This window comes from Methyloferula stellata AR4 (assembly GCF_000385335.1).
Lineage (GTDB): Bacteria > Pseudomonadota > Alphaproteobacteria > Rhizobiales > Beijerinckiaceae > Methyloferula > Methyloferula stellata.
In genome coordinates, this window is the sequence record NZ_ARWA01000001.1 from 3,632,167 (window position 1) to 3,655,684 (window position 23,518).

Here is a 23,518-nt window from a genome sequence, read left to right on the forward strand (position 1 = left end):
TCGTCGAGTCCTAAGACGCATAAGACCGATGGGCATAAGTGTTAGGTCAGACCTTGAGGATGCCCTATTGGGACATGTCCGATCGCGAGATGCCGCTCCGCGCTCTTCATAGTCCCCATCGATCGCGCATGATGTTTGAAAAGTCACATTGCTCACCTATGAAAATTCACGACCTGCATCGGCGTTTTCGGCTGCTGAATTTGACCCTTATATTCGCGCTGGCCGGTCGGATCGCGAAGGATCACGTTGAACGGAATGTTGCGCGGCGGCAGTTCGTAGCGATCGAACAAGACGACTTCGACGCGATAATCGCCTGGGGGTGGATCGTCTTGCCAGCCGATATGTTCGACAGGATTGTCGATCGCCTCGCTTTTCTTCGAATTGCGATCGATATCCAGTATGCCGCCGCAGCCTGACCGGCTGCCGTAAAATATATGCCCATCGGCGCAAAAGACGTGAAGGTCGAGATCTTCGCGACCGTTCCAGACCAAGGTGATGTCGAATTTGCTCTCGTTCGACACATTCGCCTGCTGGACCCGCTCCTCCGCGTCTTTGAGGCTTGGCGGATTGGTCTGCTGATTGTCCAGGAGGCTGTCTTTTTGCGCCGTGCAGGCCCCGCGATTTTGCGCGACTTGGAGTTCGGCAGCGGAGATCGCATCGCGCAACGACGCGTTTTTAATGCGCTCGGCGGCGAGATCCGCTTTCTCCGCATAGCGGCACTGATTGGAAAGGCTCGAGGCAAAGGGCAGATTCAATCCGCAGGCCGGAAGCAACGTATAATAGGCCAGCAAAACGAGGATGCCGAAAAGTGTCCATAAGAGCGCTGCCGGCCAAAGCGGGCCGCGCGGCTCGATGACGGCTGCAGCCACCGCACCCGTTGCGGCGGAAGAGGCTTCAATGCCGGGCCCCTCTGGTCCGGCCGATGCGCCCGGCGCGGCGCCGTCCGGCGGACCGCCGATCGGCCGGTTGCTCGAGCCGATGATTGAGGCGGCACCTCCGTCGCCGAGCAGGCTCGCATCAGAACGGCGTTTGACGAAACGCTGAACGCCCGGCTGCGCGAGAATGTCAGTCGCACGTCCCCAAGCCGTCAACACAGGCTTGCCGTCGGCCGACCACACATGCGCCCTTTCATCGGGAACAGCGAGAATCGTGCGCAAGGCCGCGGCCAGACGCAGGTTCGGATCGCCGCCCTGCGCTTCCGTTTGCGCGGCAAATTGCAGGATTTCCTGGCGTCTTGCGTCGAGTCTTGCGAGCAATCTGTCTTGCTCGTCTTCGCTGAGCGCCGAGATCGGCTGCGGGTCATCCTGGGATGTAACGTGCCAATGGGTCTGACCCCGCAGGTCATCGTGGATGGGCTCGGCGAGAAGCCCCGCCGCCTCGGCTGACACGCCGCGTGCCAAAACCTCGGTCAACCGGTCCCAGCTCAGACCAGGCCCGAGTTCCGGCGGCGGCAGATCGCGATCATTGGTCGTGCAGACACGAACGCTATACATGTCTCTCGCCTATTTCGGCGCTTGCGGCGGCGGCGCGACGGGCGGCGGCGGAATGGTCTGCGGCGCAACAGGCGGCGTCTGCGCGAGCGTAGGGCCGTTTGAGCAAGCGCTGTCATCGCTCTTGAAACTGATGTTGCGATCCTTGAGGAAGCTCCTCAGGATCGACGCATCCTGCGCGACGTTTGCTTGTTGCGGCCCATCCTCGGGACGTATGTCCCAGGAATTTATGCCGTCTAGGCGTCCGCAGGCATCGACGAGCGGACCGCCACTGTGACCCGGCGCCAATTGCATATCGTGCAGGATGATGGGAAGGGCATCCGAACCCGACCTGATGATATTGTTGACGCGTCCATAGCGCATGTCCGGACTTGGCATGGTGACGTCGGAAGACTTGCCGGCATTGGGGTCGTTCGGATTCTCCGACAGCTTGCGGACAAAATTATCGAAGGCCACATCCTTTTCGGTGATGAAGCCCGGAAAGCCGGCAATATAGACCGTCGACAGTTTCGCAGGAGTGGTGCCGAGCGCAAGCGAGGTCCGGTTCGCAACAGGTTCGACTTCGAGAACCGCCAGATCGACATTGATCGAATTGTCTTCCTTTTTGGGCGCCGATGTCGCGACAAGCCGGGCGCGTTTGACGCCGCCAAGCGACCGGCTCGCGACGACGATTCCGCCGTCTTTGCTGTTTTCCACGACATGCCTATTGGTGACGATGTTGCGGTCGTTGATGAAAAAGCCCGTGCCTTGGGTGCCGCTATCCTCGGTCTTCGCCGCGAAGACCAGAACGGTCGCAGCATCGAGCAGGCTGGCGATCGTCGCGGAATCGGGAGTGCCTTTATTGGCTTGGCCCGGCAGAGGCACTTGGTCCGGCGGCCGCGGCAAAAGCTCCATCTTTGACGGTGGATCGCTTGGGCCCGTGCCCGGGACTTGCACGACCGGATCGCCCGCTCGGCACACGCGTTCACCCGCAACCGTCTGCAGTGCCTTGAGCTGCGACTCCAACGACTCGTTGCTCGCGTGCAGTCTCTCAAATTCCAGCGCCTCGTGATCGACGGTGCTCTTGGAGGGGAATTTTAAAACGCCCGGCAAAAGCAAAATGATCAAACCGATGGCGGCGACCCCGCAAGCGATGAGAGGCGCGAGCCATGGCCCCGGCCGGCCCGCGGCGGCCTGGATCGGCGGCGGCAAGGGCGGCGGTGGCGGCGAGGACGCTCCCATGTGCGGCGCTGGATCTGTCACGGCGGGTTTCTCCGGAATGGGCGTGGGCGGCGGCGACAAGACTTTCGTTCTCTCATTGGAATCGGGCGGCGCTGAATCTTCCGCCACCGCATGCGCCTCTACGGGCGGCAGGCTCAAACCCGGCGCGAAACGCCCAAGCGTGCGAGCGAAATGATCGTTGCGCGCCAGAGGCTCAGTCACGACGCCTGCCGGCAGAAAGCCCCAATCGACAAAAATCGGTTCGCCGCCGACCGAAATAATATCGGATGGGGCGGCGATGTTCAGCCAGGTTCCAAATGCCTCACCGATGCTGCGATCACGCAGCGCTGGCGAAAGCGCGTGAAGCCGCGCCGACAATTTTTCAGCGACCGGCCTGCGCGCGATCTCATCGATCGCATCGAGCGCGATGACCGCTCCTTCAAAGGCGCAATACCAGGATATCGTCGTCGCTATGCGCGCCCCGCCGCCCGGCAGAACGGGCTCGGCGAACAGCGACGCGGCATCGCGTCCGGCCAAAGCTTCGACGCGATCAATCAGAGCGCGATAATGATTGACGGCCGGAGCTCCGCCAATCCGCGCCGGTTCGCGTCCAGAAATATCCGTGCTGCAAACGAAATGGCGATTCTCGCGCATGAATTTTCCGGCTACGTCGGCCGATCAAACGACGCTTCATGGTGCAATAGGTTTTACAATCGCAGTCTATAGACTCGATCCTGCGATGACCAAGTGACTAAGTACACATCGCCTCTGATTGGCCGCGTTTTTCTTTCGCAAGATGAGGCACGAAGATCGCTTTGCGCGACCGAGAGTGCCGTCGCGAGACGTTCAAGGATCTCATATGACAATTAGATGACGATACCCTCGGACCAAGGCTTAGCGTAGGCTTACGGCCCTATTCGCCTTCGGTCCGCAGGGCCTAAGACATATGACAATTTTATAACAATGGCTGAAAGCTCATCGTCGTGAGAGCGTGACAGCGGCCATCTAGTTATATATGCGACAGCGTTCGCTGGGAGATAAGAGATGCGCTTGCGAGTGTTGGACGATCTTCGCCCAGGCTACGCTCAATTAGCATTCGACGGTCCACTGACCCAACCGACGCTTCATCTGTCGGTGCGCTCTCAGCAAGAAGGCGGCTTTCTGGGACCGGATGGTTCGTGGCAGAAATCGGCGCATTACTTCACGGCATCGCGCATCGAAGGCGATGACCGTTCGACAGTCTATCGGGTCGGCCCGGAGATCGTGAATCATCTGCGCGAACTCGACACCGTCGAATTTGCAAATGACGACGGATCTTTGCGCTTCGAGACGACATGGGAAAATGCCGTCCCGCAAATGCCCAAGATACCCGGCGGACGTCCGGGGCATTCGATCTACGGCGTGCAATCGCAGCCGTTGGAATCCCCGCAAGCGATTGCCACACCCGAGCCCACATCGGGCGGGGATGCAGTCCCAGAGCAGCAATCGCAAGATTATTACGAGGCGGAACAAGAGGCCGAGCCAGGGCTTCAAACGTCCACGCCGCCGCCGCTGGATGAGGAAGCCACGACGTTGGAAACGCGCGCGGATACGCAGCGTTCGCGACAGGATCGAGACGATGGAACCGGCGGTGGCTCCGGGCGGCGCGGATTTCTTCTGCCTTTGCTCTTAGGTCTCATAGTCTTGGCCGGTGCCGGCTTTACCGCCTATAAATTCGTGCCTTGCGATTGGCTGCCCCAAGGCTATTGCCCGGTCGACAAGAATGAGGTCGAGGCGCTGCAAAAAGCCAGGGTTTGCGCCTTTTACAAATCGCAAGGCGGGCTTGATTGCGATGTCGCCAAAGATTGCGTCGAACCCTATATCACCGCCTATCCGAAAGGGCCGTCGCGGCCTGAGCTCGAGGCAAAAGCCAAAACGTCCAACGATGTCTGCAAACAAATGGTCGATGCGGCGCAAACCGCCTTCACCTGTATCGACGATTTGAAAAAGCGCGGGCGGTCGCGCTGCGACGTTCAGGTGGCCTGCACGCGGACGTTTCAGTCGCTTTATTCGATTGGCCCCATGCGCCGCAAAATCGACGATGCCGCGCAGCAGGCACAAGTCGATTGCGAATGCGAAAGCAAGCCCCTGTCCTGCGAAAATGGCTCACAGTCCGAACCCAAGCAACCCGAGGTCAATCCGAAAGATGCCGAGGAAGATAAGGCCTGGCAAGAGTCCAATCAATGTGCGCACGACAACGCCCGCAAATGCGCATCGCCCGGATGTTATGCGGATTATCTGAACACATTCGCGTCGGGCCTGCATAGGAGCGAAGCCCAAACCGACGCCGAGACCATCGCGAAGAGCTGCTCCAATGCCGATGAACAAGCGGCGCTGCAAGCAGCACGCGAATGCGCGCGCGGTCCAAGACGCTGCACCGCGCATTGCTATTCTTCCTATCTCTCCAAATATCGAACTTCGGACCAGAACGGCTCCGACGCGCAAAGCGAATCCGCGCAAATCGACAATGAATGCAAGAGCGCCCATGACGAGGACGATGCTTGGCTCGCCGCCAAACGATGCGCCGCCGCGGCGACGGCCTGCAATGTGGAGGCCTGCTATAGGGGTTCTTATTTGACGCGATATGGCGCGTCAGGATCGCACAGAGCCGATGCGGATGTCGAAATTTCGCGGGCGAAGATCGCCTGTCAAAAACTTTCGCAGCAGCAGACCGTTGTCGCGGAGGGAAAATATTGGGGCCGTTCGCTTGCCGCCTGCGGCGCCAAAACGGATTTCGGCATCAACGTCGAGGTGAAAGGCAACCGCATCAATTGGGAGCATGATTTCCTCGGCGTCAAATACCAATGGGACGGCACCATCGACCCCTCCGGAAATGTCTTGGCGAAAGTCCAAAATACGCCCGGCGCCACGGCCACAGGCGTCATCTCCGAAGCCGAAAAGATCATTCAGATGAAATATCCGCAATGCACGTCGGGCCCGGTGCAGCTCGAGATCCGGGGAAAGATGGAATAAAAATGCAATAGAGCACCGGAGCCGAGGCCGGAATCTCCCCGCTCAACCGTTCCAGCCGCAATATTCGTCGCTGACGTGCTTGAACTGCTCGGTGATCTTATCTCGAATCTCTCCCAGATTTTGTATTTCGCATTCCGTCTGCTCGCTTTGGGAGTTGCCACACCTTATGTCGGCTGCGACATAAAATGGATGCCTGCGGCAGCTGGCCCTTTCATGGTGCATGAACAGCTGACCCGGTAGGATACGGGCAAAGAGATCGGCGCGGCATGTGTCGCCGTCCGTGAAGCGCACTTGCACTTGACCCCGGCCGTTGCTCCGGAAACAAAAGCAAATCCGCGCCTGGCCCAAAGGCTTTCGCTCCGCATCGTCCGACGCCATGTCAATATCGCCGTGCGCCGATTGCCAGCATCCTTTCAGATCCTCGATTTTCTTCGGAACTTCGAGGGTTTGCACCGGCGCGGGATTGGCGACGGGCAGCTTTGGATCGGGAACCTTCACCGGCAAGGGCTGCGGCTGCGGCTGTGGGAGCGGAACGGGTTTGGGACAGGCCGGCAAAAGTGCGAAATGGATTTCGGCAGCGTGAATGCGCGATTGCAATTGCACCTCCCGCGCGCGTTCGGTCTCAAGCGCCGCCTTCGCCTCCGGCACCTGACAGGCGCTTGATCCAAACAGAGGGCGGATGCCCAAGTCACAAGCGTTCAGCGCGGCATAGGCGCCGATCGAGATCAAAATCCCGAAGGCGCTCCAGAGAAAAATGTTGAGACCCCGGCGCATTCCCATCTCTCCGGCACGTTTGGCCCAGCGGCAGTTTTATCGAAGCGCGATCGAAACTACGGTCCTCGGCCTGCTCAGCCGTCCCAATTGCAATAATCATCCGTCACTCGGACGAATTGTTCCACTCGTCTTATGTAGGTTTTGCCGCGCGATATGATTTCGCAGGTTGTCTTATCGGATTGATTGCCGCCACACGTAATATCATGCACGACGTAATCGCGATGTTTGCGGCAGGAAATCACGTCATGCCGCATGAACACCTGATCGGGCGAAATCCGGGCGACGAGTCTGGCCCGGCAAGCGGCACCGTCCGAATAGGAAATCTGCGCCACCCCTTCGCCATTGCTGCCAAAACAATAACACAGCCGCGCCTTGCCGACCGGCAGATGCTGCGCGTCATCGGTCAGAATATCAATATCGCCGCGCGCCGACTGCCAGCATCCTTTCAGATCCTCGAGTTTCTTCGGAACTTCGAACGCTTGCTTAGGCTCCGGCTCGATCCGCAGCGGCGGATCTGGAATTTTCACCACCGGCAAGGGCTCGGGCTGAAGCGGCTGAGGCTTAGGACCAGGTTTAGGACAGGCTGGCAGAAGGGCTAAGCGGATTTCCTCGGCGTGAATGCGCGACTGCAATTGCGCTTCTTGCGCACGTTCGGATTCGAGAGCCACACTTGCCGCCCGCGCTTGACAGGCGTTCGAGGCAAAAAGCGAGCGGAGGCCGAGATCGCAAGCGTTCAGCGCGACATAAGCACCAAGCAGGATCATAATCCCGAAGGCGCTCCAAAGTAGAGCATTCAGCCCGAACCGACGCATTCTCTTTGCTTCCGGCTGCAACAGCGCGCGATCGCAGATCACTTCATCCAGATCACATCGCGTATATTAAATCGCGCGCGACATCAGCATAAGTCTTGCCTGCATATGAGTCGGTGACGCGCCTCACAGAAAAACAGCGCGAAGGCTGATATCTACGACCTCGTTGAACGTCGTCGGATGCGCGCGATGGCCTGTGTCATGTGATCGTCGTGCAATCGTCATATCCATTGCGGCTCGCAAAGCTGCCTTTGGGATTGACGGCTTGCGTGCTAATTTTTACAGGCGTCAACGCAGTGCCACTTCTTTCAAAGATAGTCTGGTTCGATTGATCACAAATCATTGGAGGAACGATGGTCGGGTTCAAAAATCCCAAGAGCGCCCTGCTCGTTACGGCGATGGGGATTTGCTTCTTCCCGCAAATCGGCATGGCCCAGCAGCAAAGCATCTTTTGCTTGGAGGGCGGTGTTCAGATCGGCGTCGAGCGATTTGAAACGCGGGATAACAAGTTCTTTCTTTATGTGCCGGGCAGCAGTTCGCCGCTCGAATATCCGGCGAGCTCCGTCAAGGGCATAAATGTTCCATGCCAGGCAGCGGGATCGTCAAACACGCAAAACACCCAAAGCAACGCGTCTACGAGTTCGAATGAATTCGGCGTTCAAGGTTCGAACACGATCGGCGAGCGCCTCATGCCCATGCTGATCGAAGCCTATGGCACGAAGAAGTTCGGGGTCAAACCGGCGAACAAACTGATCGGCAACGAAGAAGAGCAGATCACCCTCAAGAACTCGTCGGGTGCGAGCACTGTGATCGATCTGCAGTCGCATGGCTCGGGCACGGCGACACCGGGATTGCTGGAAGGCAAAGCCATCATCGGCATGGCCTCACGCCGGTTGACGGCCGACGAGCAGAAGAAACTGAGCGATAAATATAACGTGAACATTCTTGCTCCGGGCAACGAACATGTTCTCGCTCTCGACGGCCTGGCGGTCATCGTCAACCCGACCAATTCGGTGAAGCAATTGTCGCTCGATCAGATCGCGCAAATCTTCTCGGGCGAGATCACCAATTGGCACGATGTCGGCGGCGCGGATCTGCCGATCAATGTGTACCGCCGCGATAATAAATCCGGCACCTTCGATACATTCAAGAGCCTGGTCCTGCAGCCGAGCGGCGGCACCAAGCGCGACATTTCTCCGCAAGCCAAACCGTTCGAGTCGAGCGAATCCTTGTCCGACGAAGTGGCGCATGATCCGAAGGGCATTGGCTTCATCGGCCTGCCCTATATCGGCAAGAACAATGCGCTCTCGATTTCGTCTCCTTGCGGGATCGCAAGCAGCCCTTCGAAGTTCACGGTCAAGAACGAAGAATATCCGCTGGCACGGCGGCTTTATCTCTATACGCTTGGCGCACCGGCCAATCCGACAGCGCGCGAGCTTCTCGAATTCGCTCTGTCCGACGATGCGCAGGCAACCGTGACCGATGCCGAATTCGTCAATCAGGCGATCGATTTCGAAGATGACGACCTACAAAGCCGCTGGACGCAGGATGTCCTCAACAATTCCTCACGGACGCTTGGATATGACAAGCCGATACCGGCGTCGGTTGCGAGTTCCTTCAGCCGCGCCATGGGTCAAACGCATCGCACGACGATTGCATTCCGTTTCGAAAAGGGCAGCGCCCAGCTTGACAATCGCGCTCTGCAAGATGTCGCGAGACTGAGCCGCTACCTGGCTTCGCCCGCCATGTCCAACAAACGCTTCTACCTCATCGGCTTTGCCGATTCCTCCGGCGGCTGGGCGTCCAATCAGAATCTCGCCACGCAGCGTGCAGTGGCGGTGGGCCTCGAATTGCAGAAGACGGGCCTTCGCGTGACGCGAGACAATATCTCGGCTTTCTCTTACCTGGCGCCGGTCGCCTGTAACGAGAGCGATGCCGGAGCTGCCAAGAACAGGCGCGTCGAAGTTTGGATCGAACGATAGAACGGCAGAGGGCCAAGTCGTCATGAGCGAAGCGAAGCAATCCCGAGACAACCGCTCAAGCGGCGGCATGGATTGCTTCGGAGCCATAGCTCGGCTTTTAGCCGAGCGTATTTTCAGCCTTCGACGGGCGCGCTAAGCGCGCCCTATGGCTTCTCACAATGACGGCTCACAACCGGTTCTTCGCTCGCCTCTAGCTTTAGAACTCTTCCCAGTCCTCTTGCGCGGCTTTCGGCTTTCGCGCGGCGCCGCCCGCACCCATGACCTTCATCGCAGACACAGTCTTGGGCGCGGCGGAGGCCGGGCGCGCAGGTGCTTGCGACGAATTGGTTTTGGCCATGCCATTATCCGCGGCCACGCGGAATCCCGCAATCAATTTGAACAATTGCGCGATTTCTTCGGCAAGGCCATGCGTTGCCGCGGTCGATTCCTCGACCATGGCAGCATTCTGCTGGGTCATATGATCCATCTGGTTGATGGCCGTGTTGACTTGCGCGAGCGCGGTCGATTGCTCCTGTGCCGACACTGCGATCGTCTCGATGATGCTATTGATCTCCGTCACCTGCCCGACGATCTGCGTCAGGGCATTGCCGGTCTGGCCCACAAGATCGACGCCTTCTTCGACATGACCTTTGGAGGCGAGGATCAATGCCTTGATCTCCTTTGCCGCTTCTGCCGAGCGTTGCGCCAAGGCGCGTACCTCGGAGGCGACCACCGCGAAGCCGCGGCCGGCATCACCGGCGCGGGCTGCTTCCACGCCCGCGTTCAAAGCCAGCAGATTTGTCTGGAACGCGATCTCGTCGATGACGCTGATGATCTGGCTGATCTGACCTGAGGACTTCTCGATGCTGTTCATGGCATTGACGGCGCGGCGCACGACCTCGCCTGACCGCTCCGCACCGACCTTTGCGCCGCCGACCACTTCGCAGGCATGTTTGGCGCCAGCCGCCGTCGTGCGGACGGTCGCAGTGATCTCGTCGAGCGCGGCCGCTGTCTCTTCCAGATTGGCGGCCTGCTGTTCGGTCCGCTTCGAGAGCTCATCTGCCGAGCTCTGAATTTCGCCGGTGCTTTTTTGAATGGCGAGCGCGGTTCCACCGACATCCCACATCGCTTGCTTGAGCGTACTGCGGGCGTGATTGAAATCTATCCGCAGCTTTTCTAAAGCGGGGACAACTGGATTCTCAATTTTCCAGAACAGATCGCCCTTGGACAGATGTTCCAAGGCCGTTCCAATCTCATTTACGTCGCGGACGCGATCCGTGACATTGGTTGCGAATTTGACGACCTTCGTCACTTTGCCGTTCTGGTCGAAGACCGGATTATAGGAGGCCTCGATCCAGACTTCCTTGCCGCCCTTGCCGATCCTCTTGAACTCTTGCGCCACATATTCGCCGCGGCCGAGCTTCGCCCAAAACTCGCGGTAATCGGCAGATTGCGCAAAGGCCGGCTCGACGAACATGCTGTGATGGCGGCCCTCGATCTCATCGAGCCTATATCCGAGCGTCTGAAGAAAATTTTCATTCGCCGCAAGGACTCGCCCATCGGGGGTGAATTCGATCACCGCCTGCACCCGCGAGATGGCGTCGAGCTTGCCGGTATTCTCAATCGTCTTGAGCTTTTCAGCCGTCACGTCGCTTGCGATTTCGACGATTTTCGTGACCTGGCCCTTGGCGTTCACGACCGGACTGTAGGAGGCTTGAATCCAGACTTCCTTGCCGCCCTTGCCGATCCGCTTGAATTCGCCGACCACATGGTCGCCGTGGCCGAGCTTGGCCCAAAAATCCTTATAGGCAGCGCTGCGGGCATAGTCGGCTTCGACGAAGAGACTGTGATGTTTTCCGGCGATCTCGTTTGGATCGTAACCCAGCAGCGCGCAAAGATTTTTATTAGCCGTGAGGATGTGGCCGTCGAGATCCAATTCGCTCATGGCGAGCGACTTGCTGATGGCTGTCAATACAGCTTTTGGTTCAGCACTCGAGTCGAAAAGCTTCGATATCATCTGGGAAAGACCCTTATCTAGGTCGGCAGGATCTCCTCTTGTTCAATTCAGGAGGAGTTTTCTTTAAGATTAACAAAGATCATGTCCGCATAAGTTTTAATAAATCTTATATGGAGCGAAATTTTCTCCGAAGTTCTACTTACGGACGGGGCCGCTGCTATATCGCATTTGGACAGGCTTCCGGCGCGCTGCACTCAACTTTAAATTGTCAAGTTACAGCTAGGAGCCTTACCGCCAAGCCTAGCCGCTCAATTAGACGATTGTCTAAATATCCCTCTTAAACGCAGCGCGGCCGATACCTATCTTTCCCTCCAGATAGGAAACCTGCCATGTACGAAGACCACTCAACTTCCTTCATCCTCGACGAGACGCCGCACGAGTCCCCTGAGCCTGTGACGCTCAGCGCAGAGGACGATGCCGCACTTCTCGATGCCTATTCTCAGGCCGTGACCGACATCGTCGATCGCGTCGGACCGAGCGTCGTGCGGATCGATATCCGCCGCAACGGCAAGCCGGCCGGCTCCGGCTCGGGCGTCATCGTCTCGCCCGACGGGCTTGTGCTGACGAATAGCCATGTTGTGCAAGGTGCCAAGCGCGCCGAAGTCACGACGCTCGATGGCCGTTCGCTCTCGGGCCGGGTGCTCGGCGACGATCCGGACACGGATCTCGCGCTGATCCGGATCGACGAAGACGTGCTCTTGCCTTCGGCGCGGCTCGGCGATTCGAAAAAGCTGCGGCGTGGCGAGATCGCGATTGCGATCGGCAATCCGCTCGGCTTCGATGCGACGGTGACGGCCGGCGTCATCTCGGCGCTCGGACGCTCGCTGCGTTCGAAGAACGGCCGTCTCATCGATAATGTGATCCAGACGGACGCGGCGCTGAACCCCGGCAATTCGGGCGGACCGCTCGTTTCTTCGCGCGGCGAAGTCATCGGCATCAACACCGCGATCATCACCGGCGCGCAGGGCATATGTTTCGCCGTCGCGGCGAATACGGCAAGCTTCGTGCTGGGAGAGATCGTCCGGCACGGGCGGGTGCGCCGCGCCCATCTCGGCATTGGCGCCGGCACGATTCCCCTGCCCCGCAGGATCGCGCTGCGCCTTGGCCTCAACCAGGCGACGGGCGCCGTCGTGACGGCGGTCGAACCGGATGGACCCGCCGATCACGCCGGTCTGCTCACCGGCGATATTCTGCTCGCGATCGACGGCGCGCCAGTCTCGGGTGCTGACGATCTCGTCCGGCTGCTTGATGCCGACAAGATCGAACGGACGATCCCGCTCGATTTTCTGCGCCGCTCGGATCAACGCCGCGTCTGGGTCGCCTTGCGCGAGCGGTAAGAAAGCGCCCTGCGAATAAGCATCATGCCCGGCTTTATGCCGGGCATGTCGTTTTTAAAGGATGGTATTCGCGCGGATGGCCGGACAAGTCCGGCCATGACGACGAACCCAGATGGCGTTTTAAAGTTCGACCTTTTCGCCAGCCTGGATCCAGGCCTGCATGCCGCCCGGATAATGCGCCTTGATATCGCTGCGGCCTGCCGCCTGCGCCGCTTCGAGCGCTTTTAACGAACGGCCGCCGGCACGGCAGGACAGCACCACTTTCTTGCCCTCGGGCGCGGTCGGAATATCGGCCGGCTTGAAGCTCTGCAGCGGATTGAGGATCGCGCCGGGCATATGGCCTTCCTTGAATTCGTTCGGCTCGCGTACGTCGACCAGGATGATCGAGCCATCTGCCAGACCCGCCTTCAATTCGTCCAAACTCACGTTTTCGACAACCGCCATGTCACTACCCCATCCTGCATAAAGACTTTCGCGGCTAAGATAGCCGTTCAGGCCGGATGGGCCAAGCGCCTCGCTTGACGCGGGGCCCGCCGCACCCGACAAGGACGTTTCCCCAAGGGGTCTTCCCAAAGGGTCTTCCCAAGGGGTTTTCCGTTTGAAACGGCCCTATTACCTTCTCGACGTCTTTACGGACGTGCCGCTCGCGGGCAATCCGCTCGCTGTCGTGCTTGAGAGTTCGGGCCTCGATACGGAGCGCATGCAGAAAATCGCGCGCGAGTTCAATTTGTCGGAGACGGTTTTCATCCTCGACCCTCACGATCCGGTGAACACGGCGCGGCTGCGGATCTTCACCACCGTCAAGGAGCTGCCTTTTGCCGGTCACCCAACCGTGGGAACAGCGGCGCTGCTGGCCGAATTGCGGGCGCCGGAGCATTTGAAAAGTCGTCATGTCGGCGTGGTTCTGGAAGAGCCGATCGGCATCGTGTCCTGCACGGTGCGGCGCCCGCAAGGGAGCGCCACATTGGCGCATTTCGACCTGCCGAAATTGCCGGAACAAGCCGGCACCACGGCCCCCAAATTCAGGATCGCGGCGGCGCTCGGCCTGGCCGAGGCCGATCTCGGATTTGGCGCGCATCAGCCGGCGCTCTATTCTGCGGGCCTGCCGTCGATGCTCGTTCCAGTGAAGGATCTCGCGACGATCGCGCGGGCGCGGCCTGATCTCTCGCTCTTTGGCGAGATCTTCGGCGAAACGGCCGTCTATCTCTACACGACCGAGACTTGCGAAAAGGAAAACGATCTTCATGCGCGCATGTTCGGACCGGCCTTGGGCGTTTTCGAAGATCCGGCGACGGGCGCCGCGGCCGCGGCCTTGGCGGGCGCATTGATGATCTTCGAAAAGCCCGAGAACGGCGACCATACCGTGCGCATCGAACAAGGTTTCGAGATGGGCCGTCCGAGCCTCATTGTGCTCGGCATGACCGTAGCCGACGGCGTTTTGCAAAATGCCTCGATCGGCGGACCCGTCGTCGTCATCGGCCAAGGCACGATCGACTTATGACCTGGGGCGAGCCGCGCATCGAAACCGTCGCCGGCATCGATTACGTCCTCGATCAGGGGCCATGGTCGTTTCTGGAAGACCGTGCCGACGCGATCGATGCGCATTGGGCAAACCTTTGCGCCGCCAAGCCAAGCCTCTTCAATGGCCGCGTCATGATGATGCGCAGCTATCGGATCGAAGACAATGCGCAAGGACGGATCTTGCGGGCGACGGCGTTCGAGACCGACTACAAAGCGTTCCTCGCCTGGCGCGACTTCGGCTTCCCCGACGAGAATGTGATGAATTGCTTCGCCATGGCGGCGCTGCGCGCGGCCGATGGGGCCTTCATCCTCGGCCGCATGGGCGATCATACCGCGGCAGGGGGCCGCATTTATTTTCCATCGGGCACGCCCGACCCCGACGATCTGAAGGAAGGTACCATCGATCTCGAAGCCAGCGCCTTGCGCGAACTCGCCGAGGAAACCGGCATGACCGCCGATGAACTGACGATCTCGCCGGAATGGACATTGGTGTTCGATGGGCCGCGGCTCGCCTGCATGAAGCCGATGCAGGCGCGGCTCGGAGCGTCGGCAATCGTCACGCGCTGCGCGGCTTTTCTAGCGCAGGACAAAGAGCCCGAGCTGACGGGTCTCGTGCCGGTCTTCTCGGAAGCGGATTTCGACCCGGCGCATATGCCGGGTTTCATGCTCACCTATCTGCGCTACGTACTTGGTTAGATCCCAGGGAGAGGACCGATCCCTCACCCTGAGGAGGTTTTCAAGCGTGATAGCCGTGCCGTGCTTTCGAACTCTGGATGAGCGAGATCGCCTCGCCGCCGCGCCCGGACGCGCAGGCCGCCGCCGCCCGCGAGATTTCATCCTCAATCTGATGATAGACGGATTGATTGACATTGCCGGTATCGGCGTCGTGCTGGACGACGGTATGATAGCGGCCGATCGCGTCCGTGCAGGGCGCGCCCGGCGGCAGGCCGCCCAGCACAGGCCCCGCGGACGCGCCGGGCGGCGGTCCCGGCGGGGCGGCGGCGACGGGTCGCGACGTTTCATTGCAAGCCGACAGGAGAAGAGCCGCGGCGACGAGAGCCCCCGGCAAAGCCAAACTGCGCATAGGCGTCTCCGAATGAATCAAGAGAATCGTCGCGCGATGATCATCAGCTATACGGCAGCGTCAAGCGGAAAGCGTTCACCTTGACCGCGCTTTGTGAAAGACGCCCGGACGGACGAAAAACCGGCTTCCCCTTTTTCTGGCCTCGCTTTTGGGAGCCAAAGCCCGTCAAATGGGATAGGTTCGCTGCCATATCGTGGAGGTCCCGATGAGCGAAGCCGACGGCAATCTTTTCCAGGCGCTTCAAGGCCCTTCACCCGAAGAAGATTTCCTGACCCTCGTCTCGGCGCCGGGCGTCACCATCGAGCGCATTGTATCGATCGGTCAGGCGAGCCCGCCGGATGTCTGGTTCGATCAGCCCCTGACCGAATGGGTCATGGTCGTCACGGGTGCGGCCGAGGTGCTCTTCGAGGGTGAAGAGGAGCCGGTGAGCCTCAAATCCGGCGATTATATCCTGATCCCGCCGCATCTGCGCCACCGCGTCGCCTGGACCGACCCCGGCCAGCCGACTGTCTGGCTCGCCGTGCATTTCAAGGAGTGAGGCCGGCGGCTAAGCCCTTTTTCCAGTTGATTTCGGGCGGTATTTCCGGCACCTCACAGGCCATGAACGAGAGAGAAGCCATCCTCGCCGTCAACGCAGCCTATTATACCGCGTTCATGGCCGGCGATTTTCCGAAAATGAGCAGCATCTGGGCCGATGACGACGTGTCATGCGTGCATCCCGGATGGCCGGTGCTGATCGGCCGCCAGCCGATCCTCGAATCCTATGCCAATATCCTGCGCAATCCGAGCCAGGAACCGGTTGAGCATCACAATGATACCGCGCTGATCTCGGGCAATGACGGCCGCGTCTTTTGTGTCGAGATCGTCGGCGGCATGGCGCTCGCGGTCACCAATTGGTTCCGCCGCGTCGACGGTGCTTGGCGAATGATCCACCATCAGGCAAGCCCGATTTCGACTCTGATGGTCGAAGAGGATTCGGACGTCCCGCCAGGCCGGCTGAATTAAGCTGTGAATCCATAACTTGGGAGTGGCCGAGATGGCGGGACACCGAACGGCCGCTATCTGGCAAGCGGCTCTCCTGATACGATAGGGGAATGCTCAACCTCTCCTGCCTCTGCGGCCAAGTCCGCATCAAAATCCCGAAGCGACCGGACTTCATCAACGAGTGCAACTGCACGCTCTGCAGCAAGTCGGGCGCCCGTTGGGCCTATTTCCATCCCTCGGAAATAGGCGTCGAGGGAACGACGAAGGGATATAGCCGGAGAGACAAACAAGACCCGGCCGCGGAAATCCGGTTCTGTGCAAATTGCGGATCAACGACGCACTTTATTCTGACCGCGAGCGCCGTATCGAAGTTCGGGAACGTCCAGATGGGCGTCAACATGCGTCTAGCGGACGAGAAAGATCTCGCCGGAATAGAGTTGCGTTATCCTGACGGACGCGCCTGGTCGGGCAAGGGCGGCTTCGGCTATGTGCAGGAGGCTCGCATCATTGGCCAATGAGCGGCTTCGAAATGACCGCTTGCGATGAGTGCCGACCTGCCGGAGCGTTGCGGACTGCGCGCCACATATTATAACATCAGTCAGACGTAACGCCGCGATTTTCAAAGAACTCGAGCATCCGCCGCGGGGCGTCCGGTTCGAAGGCGATGTCCAGGTTTGCGGCGGATTCCGCCGCGGCCACCCGCGCACGCGGGAACATCGTGGCCTCGAAGGCTGCAAAGGCGCTTTCGACGTCATTTGGATGCGCGATAATCGCGTTGGCGAGGTCGGCTCCATCGATCATGGCCAGATTGGCCCCCTCTCCGGCGAAGGGCGACATGAGATGCGCCGCGTCGCCAAGAAGAGTCACACCTTGCGTGCGCGGCCAGCTATGCCCCACCGGCAACATATAAATCGGCCTGGGCAGGAGATCGCCGTCGCTCTTGGCCAGCAGTTCGTGAAAGTCCGCATGCCAACTGGCGAAATGTTCTTGCAGCAAAGCGCGGGACATCGGCTGCTTCGCCCAATCCGCCGGAACCTTGAGAGCTGCATAAACGCATAATTCGTTGTTGGGCTCGCGATGCCCGATCAAGCCCCGCTCGTCCGAGAACGCGAACATCAGTCCCTTGCCGACCAGAGCCGCCGCCATCGGATGATTTCGATCGGCATCGAGATAGCGCAATTCGACAAAGCTGATGCCGGCATAGGTCGGGTTCGCGTCCGAAACGAGCGGGCGGATTTTCGACCCCGCCCCATCGGCTCCGACGAGGATGTCCGCCGTCGTGACGCTGCCATCGGCAAAGGAGAGCTTAAATCCGTTGTCCGCCCTGCCGATGCCCGTCACGCGCGCGTTCCAATGAACAATGCCCGGCGGCAAGGTAGATAAAAGGAGATCCCGCAGGACGCCCCTTTCGATTTCCGGTCGCGACCCATCGCCATCATGGGTCAGGAGCACGGCGCCGGTCTTGTCCAGAATGCGCAAGGCATCGCCGTTTTCCAGGATCAGCTTGCTGAAAGCCTCGAGCAGACCGGCGGCCTGCAAGGCCGCCTGCCCGGTCTCTTGATGAATATCGAGCATGCCGCCCTGGTGACGGGATGTCGCCGAGAGATCGGCATCGTAGATGACTGATGCGATGCCGTTTTTATGAAGCACGCTCGCCAGGGTGAGACCGCCCAGTCCGGCACCGATAATCGTGATCATGGTTCTTCTCCCCTCCGAGACAGGCCAACTTGCGCGTGCTCAGAGTGGTTTGATATATAGGATGCTATAGGTTTTGTATAGGAGCCTATGTAAGAGGAATATAATGCCAAAATGGGCGCTGCACGAACGGCCGGGTCATCTCACGATCAGGGCGTCGAGATTGTTTCTCCGCTTGGCGGAGACCAAATTCCGGGAATTCGGACTTGGCGTGGCCAGCTTCCCAGTTCTGAACATGTTGAGGGCTGGAGAAAAGCGTTCGCAAAAAGACCTGGCGCAATGCGCCCAGATCGAGCAACCGAGCATGGCTCAACTGCTGGCGCGCCTGGAACGGGACGGTATGATCAAACGCAGTCCCGATCCCAATGACGGCCGCAGCAGCCTGATCTCGCTCACGCGCAAAGCGCTGGCCATACTTCCCGAAATCGATGAGATGGTCGATGCCGGCAATGATGAGGCCGTTGCCGGGATGAGCGAGCAAGAGATCAAAATCCTGATCGATTTATTGCAGCGCCTGATTGCCAATTTGGAAGCGCTCGCCAAGCGCGACTAGCGCGATGGATTTATCGTGGTCTGGGGTCGGGACCTAAAAATTCGCAGCCTGCCGTCATTGCGAGGAGCAGAGCGACGAAGCAATCCAGGAGCAAAGGAGCGTTTGCCCTGGATTGCTTCGCTGCGCTCGCAATGACGATCGAATAATTGAGTCCCGATCCTAGCTGAACGCGGCCCAAAGCAAAGCCACGCCCGCGCCAAACAGCATCACGTCCATGAGGCGCTCGAAGGTCTCAAGGCTCATGCGCTGGACGGCTATTTTCCCGACGAAAGTGCCGATCATGACGGCGGATCCTATGATGAAGCCCTGCAGGATCGCGGGCCACGGCAGCGCGCCCAATTGCTGAAACGTGGTCACTTTGCTGACCATCAACGCCAGCGAACTGACCGCCTCCGTCGATAGAAAAGCGCCTCTCGTTAAACCGTAGGATGTAAAGGCCGGAACGCTGAGCGGCCCGGTCGAGAGGACGATCCCGGTGACGAAGCCGATCAACGCGCCTGCCAGCGCCAATTGCCAAAGCCCAATATGGAAATGGCGGCTATGCAACCAGCGCCGCGTCGGAATCATGGCCAGGAAAAACGCACCGAGCGCGATATCGACGACATGCGACGGCAGCACCAGAAGCGTGCGGGCGCCGAGCGCGGCGGCGGGGACGCCCGGGATCGAATAGGCGGCAAAAGCGCGCCAGTCGACCTCGCGCCACCAAGCCATCACTTTCGCGACATTCGACATCAGCGCCGCGATCGCCATGATCGGCACCGCCTGCTTCGGACCATATTGAAAGACCAGAACGGGCAGAAGCAGGATGGAGGCGCCGGTGCCGATCACGCCGCTGATGGCACCCGCCGCAAGACCGATGAGCAGGACGAAAGCATAGGCCAGTGGTGATTCCCCTCTTAGGCGCCGCCATGCTTGCCTTAGCCCCTCAAAAAGGCTATTTCTATCGCCTTGATGCATTAGAGGCATTTCGTGTCCTTCGACGCCATTTTGACGCAAGGGTCCCATGATGGACTGAAGCCGGCAGCGCCTTTGCCTGCCGCGGCGTCGCTTTGCGTCTGCGTGAGCCTCCTTACCGGGCTTCTTCTCCTTAGCCGCCCCTGACGGCCGGCCGGGCTTCGCCTTGGCCTTCAGGGGACCAAGCGCGAATTGAAATCCGGACCCACTTCCTTCAGGATCATGCAATGACCCAAGACACCTCAGCTCCCGGCCAGGCTATGCCGTCGGCGCCTGCTTCCATCGCCAATACGAATCAAGTTCTGATCTTCGACACGACGCTGCGTGACGGCGAGCAATCGCCCGGCGCCTCGATGACGTTGGAGGAAAAGCTCGAAGTCGCCGAACTCCTCGACACCATGGGCGTCGACATCATCGAAGCGGGCTTTCCCGTGACATCCGAGGGCGATTTCGAAGCCGTCTCGGAAATCTCGCGGCGCGCCAAACGCGCGACCATCGCCGGCCTCGCACGCTTGGCCGCCAAGGACATCGACCGCTGCGCCGAAGCCGTGCGCCACGCCCGGCATCCGCGCATTCATGTCTTCGTCTCCACCTCGCCGCTCCACATGAAATACAAGCTCAACAAAGAGCCGGAGCAGGTTTTGGAGATGATCAAGGTGAATGTCGCGCGGGCTCGCAATCTCGTCGGCGATATCGAATGGTCGGCTGAGGACGGCACCCGCAGCGAGATCGACTTTCTCTGCCGTTGCGTCGAGGCCGCGATCAACGCCGGTGCCACGACGATCAATATTCCAGATACGGTCGGCTATGCGGTGCCGGACGAGTATCGCCGCATCTTCGAAACCGTGCGCGAACGCGTCCCGAATTCCGACAAGGCGATCTTCTCGGTCCATTGCCACAATGATTTGGGCCTCGCGGTCGCCAATACGCTCGCAGGCGTCGCCGGCGGCGCACGGCAGATCGAATGCACGGTCAACGGGCTCGGCGAACGCGCCGGCAATGCGGCACTTGAAGAGGTCGTGATGGCCTTGCGCGTGCGCGGCGACGCCATGCCCTATCATTCCGGCATCGATTCTTCGATGCTGGTGCGCGCGTCGAAGCTCGTCTCGGCGGTCTCGTCCTTTCCGGTGCAATATAACAAGGCGATCGTCGGACGGAACGCCTTCGCGCATGAGAGCGGCATCCATCAGGACGGCATGCTGAAGAACGCCCAGACCTACGAGATCATGACGCCCGAAAGCGTCGGCGTGAACAAGACCTCGCTCGTCATGGGCAAACATTCCGGCCGTCATGCCTTCAAGGAGAAGCTGAAGGAACTCGGCTATGATTTGGGCGACAATGCGCTCGAAGAGGCTTTCGCGCGGTTCAAGGATTTGGCCGACCGCAAGAAGATCGTCTATGACGAGGATCTGATCGCGCTCGTCGACGACGAGATCGGCCATCAGCACGAGCATATCAAGCTCGTGTCCCTCTCCGTCATGGCCGGCACGCGTGGTCCGCAATCGGCGGCTCTGACGCTCGAGGTCAATGGCGAGCAGAAGACGCATCAGGCGACCGGCAACGGCCCGATCGACGCGATCTTCAACGCCATCATGGCGCTGGTGCCACATGGCGCGGTGCTCGAACTCTATCAGGTCCATGCCGTGACGCAGGGAACCGACGCACAGGCCGAAGTCTCGGTGCGGCTCGCCGAGGACGGCAAATCCGTCACCGCCAAGGGCGCCGATCCGGATACATTGGTGGCCTCGGCGCGGGCCTATATAGCGGCGCTCAACAAGCTGATGGTGAAGCGCGGCAAATCGCGGCCCGAGACGCTGGCCGGCTAGCTTCAAGAGGAGAAGCGCGGCGGAGCTGTTTCGCGCGTCATTTCGAAGTCTCCGACTTTTCAGAATGATGCGCGAAAAGCTGGACAGGTGCCGCCGCGTTTGCTACACGCCCTCACTCGCCCATGCGGCAGGGCCCTCCCCTGCTGATCGAGCGGTCATTTCGATGGGCGTATAGCTCAGTTGGTAGAGCAGCTGACTCTTAATCAGCGGGTCCACGGTTCGAGCCCGTGTGCGCCCACCATCGGAATCAATGGCCTAGCTCATTTGCGGGGAACAAATCGCTTCGGTTTGCAAACGGTTTGCAATTTCTGAGCGCTTTTCGGGTTCTTCGGGCTTCAAATAGCCGCTTTAGCGAGTCAGGCATCGCGGCTCGAATCCTTCTCCGAAATCTCTTGAATCGTCTTCAACGAGCGCCCAGCAATGGTCGCGATTTGCGGCACCGTGCCGCCTGCCAAGGCCAGGCGCGTCATGGCCGTGTCCCGCTGAGTGTAGAAACGAAGATCATCATCAGCCGGATATATGTGCCGTCATAGGCTGACGACCCGAGTTTGAGACAGCCGCCCTCGCGCCGCGCTCCATAACACCATGATTGCAGCGACGCCGACATGAGACGGTGTGGACTCAAAGAGCTTGGCAACAAGCCGCCGTTCGAAGCCGATCTGCAAACTCGTCGCGAACTTTAGAAGTTCGCGTGCAGCCATTTGTCTTCGAGCGCTTCAATCGGCAGATCGCCGAACTCATCTTCGATCAGCTTCACCATATGAATTGTAAGCGCGCTTCGATCCGGAAGTCGCGGATAGGCGTTCCACACAAACGATGAAAGCGTTGCTGCGGTTCTGCAACCAGTCCGAGCAAGGAGTTGCTCCAGCTGATCCGGTCTCATCCCAATCAATCGATTCAAATTGAATCTGCCACGCATGCGATACCGGCCTGTTCGCTCTTATGCCGAAGCTTTCATCACACACACGTGATGCGTATCAGTGGTTCAGATTGACCGAAATCAACCTCACTTTTCTTGGCGGTACTACCGTTCGCGCGGGCCGAGAGAGAGTGAAAAGATGTCGTCTAACAAAACTGAAAAAACTCTGGGACCTTTCTCAAATATACTCGTCATCGATCTGACGCATGTGCTGAACGGCCCGTTCGGTACGACGATCCTGAGCGATCTCGGGGCACGCGTCATCAAGGTCGAACCGCCGGGACATGGCGACGATACGCGGACCTACGGTCCCTTTTACAAAGAGCAATCGCTCTATTTCAGTTTCGTCAATCGCGGCAAAGAAAGCATCGTCCTCAATTTGAAGGATGAGGCCGACAAAGCGATCTTTCTCAACATGGTCCGCGAAGCGGACGTGCTTACCGAGAATTTTCGTCCGGGCACGATGAAGCATTTGGGTCTGTCTTATGACGACCTCATCAAGATCAATCCCCGCCTGATCTACGCCTCCTCTTCCGGCTTCGGCCAGACCGGGCCGTTCGCCGCCTATCCGGCCTATGACACCATCATCCAGGCGATGAGCGGTATCATGAGCATGACGGGATTCCCGGATGGTCCGGCGACACGCGTCGGAACCTCCATCTCCGATCTTTGCGCCGGGGTGTTCATGTTCTGCGGCATAGCGAGCGCGCTTTACGCCCGCGAAAAGACCGGCAAAGGTGCCTCTGTCGATGTGGCGATGTTCGACTCGACACTCGCTTTTCTCGAGCACGGTCTCATGGAGTTCGTCGCGACCGGAAAGCCGCTTCAACGGATCGGCAATCGTCATCCGTTCATGACACCCTTCGACGTGTTTCAGTCGGCGGATAAGGACTTCGTCATTTGCTGCGGAAACGACCATCTTTTCGCCGAACTCTGCAAAGTGATCGGGCAGCCCAATCTTATCACCGACAAGCGTTTCCTATCGAACCAGGATCGCACCGAGAACAATGCCGCTCTGAAAGATGAGCTTGAGGCGATATTCAAGAAAGAACCAGCTGCGCATTGGTTGGATGTCATTCATGCCGCCGGTGTCCCAGTTGGACCATTGCTCAATGTAGCGGAGGCCGCGGTGCATCCGCAGACCGTCGCCCGCAATATGTTGATCGAGGCAGGCGGCGTCCGCATGCCCGGCAACCCGGTGAAAATCTCGGGATACGAAGATCCCTCCGTGCGCGTTGGAGCGCCAACACTCAATCAACATGGCGATGCGCTGCGGCGTGAGTTCGCGGTGCCTGCAAAGGCCGCTGCCGAATAAGCGGCGTCGGCGAGGACTGAACGCCGGTCCTTCCGGCAACGATGACCATCCATTTCGAATTGGAGAA

20 protein-coding genes, 1 tRNA gene and 1 pseudogene are annotated in these 23,518 nt (G+C 59.4%); 12 read left to right on the top strand and 10 right to left on the bottom strand.

The window, feature by feature from the left end:
* Window positions 1–152: 152 nt before the first annotated feature.
* On the bottom strand, window positions 153–1,493 hold the full coding sequence (locus A3OQ_RS0117925) for a hypothetical protein (RefSeq protein WP_026595987.1): 1,341 nt from the start codon (window positions 1,491–1,493) through the stop codon (window positions 153–155).
* Between the two features lie 9 nt (window positions 1,494–1,502).
* On the bottom strand, window positions 1,503–3,344 hold the full coding sequence (locus tag A3OQ_RS0117930) for a S1 family peptidase (RefSeq protein ID WP_020176812.1): 1,842 nt from the start codon (window positions 3,342–3,344) through the stop codon (window positions 1,503–1,505).
* Window positions 3,345–3,734: 390 nt separating this feature from the next.
* Between A3OQ_RS0117930 and A3OQ_RS0117940 the strand changes: the two genes are divergently transcribed.
* Complete coding sequence (locus tag A3OQ_RS0117940; RefSeq protein ID WP_020176814.1) at window positions 3,735–5,702, top strand: hypothetical protein; 1,968 nt, start codon at window positions 3,735–3,737, stop codon at window positions 5,700–5,702.
* 42 nt (window positions 5,703–5,744) lie between these two features.
* On the opposite strand, the gene A3OQ_RS0117945 is transcribed toward A3OQ_RS0117940, so the two are convergent.
* Both A3OQ_RS0117945 and A3OQ_RS0117950 read right to left on the bottom strand, forming a co-directional pair.
* The gene (locus A3OQ_RS0117945; RefSeq protein ID WP_020176815.1) at window positions 5,745–6,476 is read right to left on the bottom strand and encodes a hypothetical protein; all 732 of its coding nucleotides are present in this window, start codon (window positions 6,474–6,476) and stop codon (window positions 5,745–5,747) included.
* Window positions 6,477–6,550: 74 nt separating this feature from the next.
* A complete protein-coding gene (locus tag A3OQ_RS0117950; RefSeq protein ID WP_152428517.1) occupies window positions 6,551–7,288 on the bottom strand; it encodes a hypothetical protein in 738 nt (245 codons plus the stop codon).
* Between the two features lie 350 nt (window positions 7,289–7,638).
* On the opposite strand from A3OQ_RS0117950, the gene A3OQ_RS0117960 reads away from it, so the two are divergent.
* Entirely contained in the window at window positions 7,639–9,267 is a 1,629-nt protein-coding gene (locus tag A3OQ_RS0117960) for a substrate-binding domain-containing protein (RefSeq protein ID WP_020176817.1), read from the top strand.
* Window positions 9,268–9,463: 196 nt separating this feature from the next.
* Here the strand turns inward: A3OQ_RS0117960 and A3OQ_RS0117965 are convergent, their stop codons facing one another.
* Complete coding sequence (locus A3OQ_RS0117965) at window positions 9,464–11,218, bottom strand: methyl-accepting chemotaxis protein (protein ID WP_020176818.1); 1,755 nt, start codon at window positions 11,216–11,218, stop codon at window positions 9,464–9,466.
* A 374-nt stretch (window positions 11,219–11,592) separates the two neighbouring features.
* On the opposite strand from A3OQ_RS0117965, the gene A3OQ_RS0117970 reads away from it, so the two are divergent.
* Window positions 11,593–12,600: a S1C family serine protease gene (locus tag A3OQ_RS0117970; protein WP_020176819.1), complete on the top strand. Its 1,008-nt coding sequence runs from the start codon at window positions 11,593–11,595 to the stop codon at window positions 12,598–12,600.
* 120 nt (window positions 12,601–12,720) lie between these two features.
* Here A3OQ_RS0117970 and A3OQ_RS0117975 read toward each other — a convergent pair whose 3' ends face one another.
* Window positions 12,721–13,044 (bottom strand): rhodanese-like domain-containing protein, encoded by a 324-nt coding sequence (locus A3OQ_RS0117975; protein WP_020176820.1) that lies wholly within the window; start codon window positions 13,042–13,044, stop codon window positions 12,721–12,723.
* Between the two features lie 154 nt (window positions 13,045–13,198).
* Here A3OQ_RS0117975 and A3OQ_RS0117980 point away from each other — a divergent pair, with 154 nt between their 5' ends.
* Both A3OQ_RS0117980 and A3OQ_RS0117985 read left to right on the top strand, forming a co-directional pair.
* Window positions 13,199–14,101, top strand: coding sequence for a PhzF family phenazine biosynthesis protein (locus A3OQ_RS0117980; protein WP_020176821.1), 903 nt, complete (start codon window positions 13,199–13,201; stop codon window positions 14,099–14,101).
* Entirely contained in the window at window positions 14,098–14,817 is a 720-nt protein-coding gene (locus A3OQ_RS0117985; RefSeq protein ID WP_020176822.1) for an NUDIX hydrolase, read from the top strand. The genes A3OQ_RS0117980 and A3OQ_RS0117985 overlap by 4 nt, the downstream gene beginning before the upstream one ends.
* A 40-nt stretch (window positions 14,818–14,857) precedes the next feature.
* On the opposite strand, the gene A3OQ_RS0117990 is transcribed toward A3OQ_RS0117985, so the two are convergent.
* Complete coding sequence (locus A3OQ_RS0117990) at window positions 14,858–15,205, bottom strand: hypothetical protein (protein WP_020176823.1); 348 nt, start codon at window positions 15,203–15,205, stop codon at window positions 14,858–14,860.
* A 205-nt stretch (window positions 15,206–15,410) separates the two neighbouring features.
* Here A3OQ_RS0117990 and A3OQ_RS0117995 point away from each other — a divergent pair, with 205 nt between their 5' ends.
* From A3OQ_RS0117995 to A3OQ_RS25395, 3 genes and pseudogenes are all read left to right on the top strand, one after another.
* A complete protein-coding gene (locus A3OQ_RS0117995; RefSeq protein WP_020176824.1) occupies window positions 15,411–15,743 on the top strand; it encodes a cupin domain-containing protein in 333 nt (110 codons plus the stop codon).
* Window positions 15,744–15,805: 62 nt separating this feature from the next.
* Window positions 15,806–16,210 carry a nuclear transport factor 2 family protein gene (locus tag A3OQ_RS22950; protein ID WP_040581403.1) on the top strand — a complete coding sequence of 135 codons (405 nt, stop codon included), beginning with the start codon at window positions 15,806–15,808 and terminating at the stop codon, window positions 16,208–16,210.
* 89 nt (window positions 16,211–16,299) lie between these two features.
* A pseudogene (locus A3OQ_RS25395) lies at window positions 16,300–16,572 on the top strand (GFA family protein); the annotation flags it as partial.
* A gap of 211 nt (window positions 16,573–16,783) precedes the next feature.
* On the opposite strand, the gene A3OQ_RS0118010 reads toward A3OQ_RS25395, so the two are convergent.
* On the bottom strand, window positions 16,784–17,887 hold the full coding sequence (locus A3OQ_RS0118010) for an FAD-dependent oxidoreductase (RefSeq protein WP_020176827.1): 1,104 nt from the start codon (window positions 17,885–17,887) through the stop codon (window positions 16,784–16,786).
* A gap of 172 nt (window positions 17,888–18,059) precedes the next feature.
* Here A3OQ_RS0118010 and A3OQ_RS0118015 point away from each other — a divergent pair, with 172 nt between their 5' ends.
* Window positions 18,060–18,437 carry a MarR family winged helix-turn-helix transcriptional regulator gene (locus tag A3OQ_RS0118015; protein WP_244427178.1) on the top strand — a complete coding sequence of 126 codons (378 nt, stop codon included), beginning with the start codon at window positions 18,060–18,062 and terminating at the stop codon, window positions 18,435–18,437.
* Between the two features lie 159 nt (window positions 18,438–18,596).
* Here the strand turns inward: A3OQ_RS0118015 and A3OQ_RS0118020 are convergent, their stop codons facing one another.
* Entirely contained in the window at window positions 18,597–19,319 is a 723-nt protein-coding gene (locus A3OQ_RS0118020; protein ID WP_026595992.1) for a sulfite exporter TauE/SafE family protein, read from the bottom strand.
* Between the two features lie 332 nt (window positions 19,320–19,651).
* On the opposite strand from A3OQ_RS0118020, the gene A3OQ_RS0118025 reads away from it, so the two are divergent.
* Complete coding sequence (locus A3OQ_RS0118025; RefSeq protein ID WP_020176830.1) at window positions 19,652–21,217, top strand: 2-isopropylmalate synthase; 1,566 nt, start codon at window positions 19,652–19,654, stop codon at window positions 21,215–21,217.
* A gap of 165 nt (window positions 21,218–21,382) precedes the next feature.
* Window positions 21,383–21,458: transfer RNA gene (locus A3OQ_RS0118030), tRNA-Lys, on the top strand.
* Window positions 21,459–21,896: 438 nt separating this feature from the next.
* On the opposite strand, the gene A3OQ_RS24535 is transcribed toward A3OQ_RS0118030, so the two are convergent.
* A complete protein-coding gene (locus A3OQ_RS24535; RefSeq protein ID WP_152428519.1) occupies window positions 21,897–22,136 on the bottom strand; it encodes a hypothetical protein in 240 nt (79 codons plus the stop codon).
* Window positions 22,137–22,275: 139 nt separating this feature from the next.
* Here A3OQ_RS24535 and yfdE point away from each other — a divergent pair, with 139 nt between their 5' ends.
* Window positions 22,276–23,451 carry a CoA:oxalate CoA-transferase gene (gene yfdE, locus A3OQ_RS0118045; protein WP_020176832.1) on the top strand — a complete coding sequence of 392 codons (1,176 nt, stop codon included), beginning with the start codon at window positions 22,276–22,278 and terminating at the stop codon, window positions 23,449–23,451.
* The last annotated feature ends 67 nt before the right edge of the window (window positions 23,452–23,518 follow it).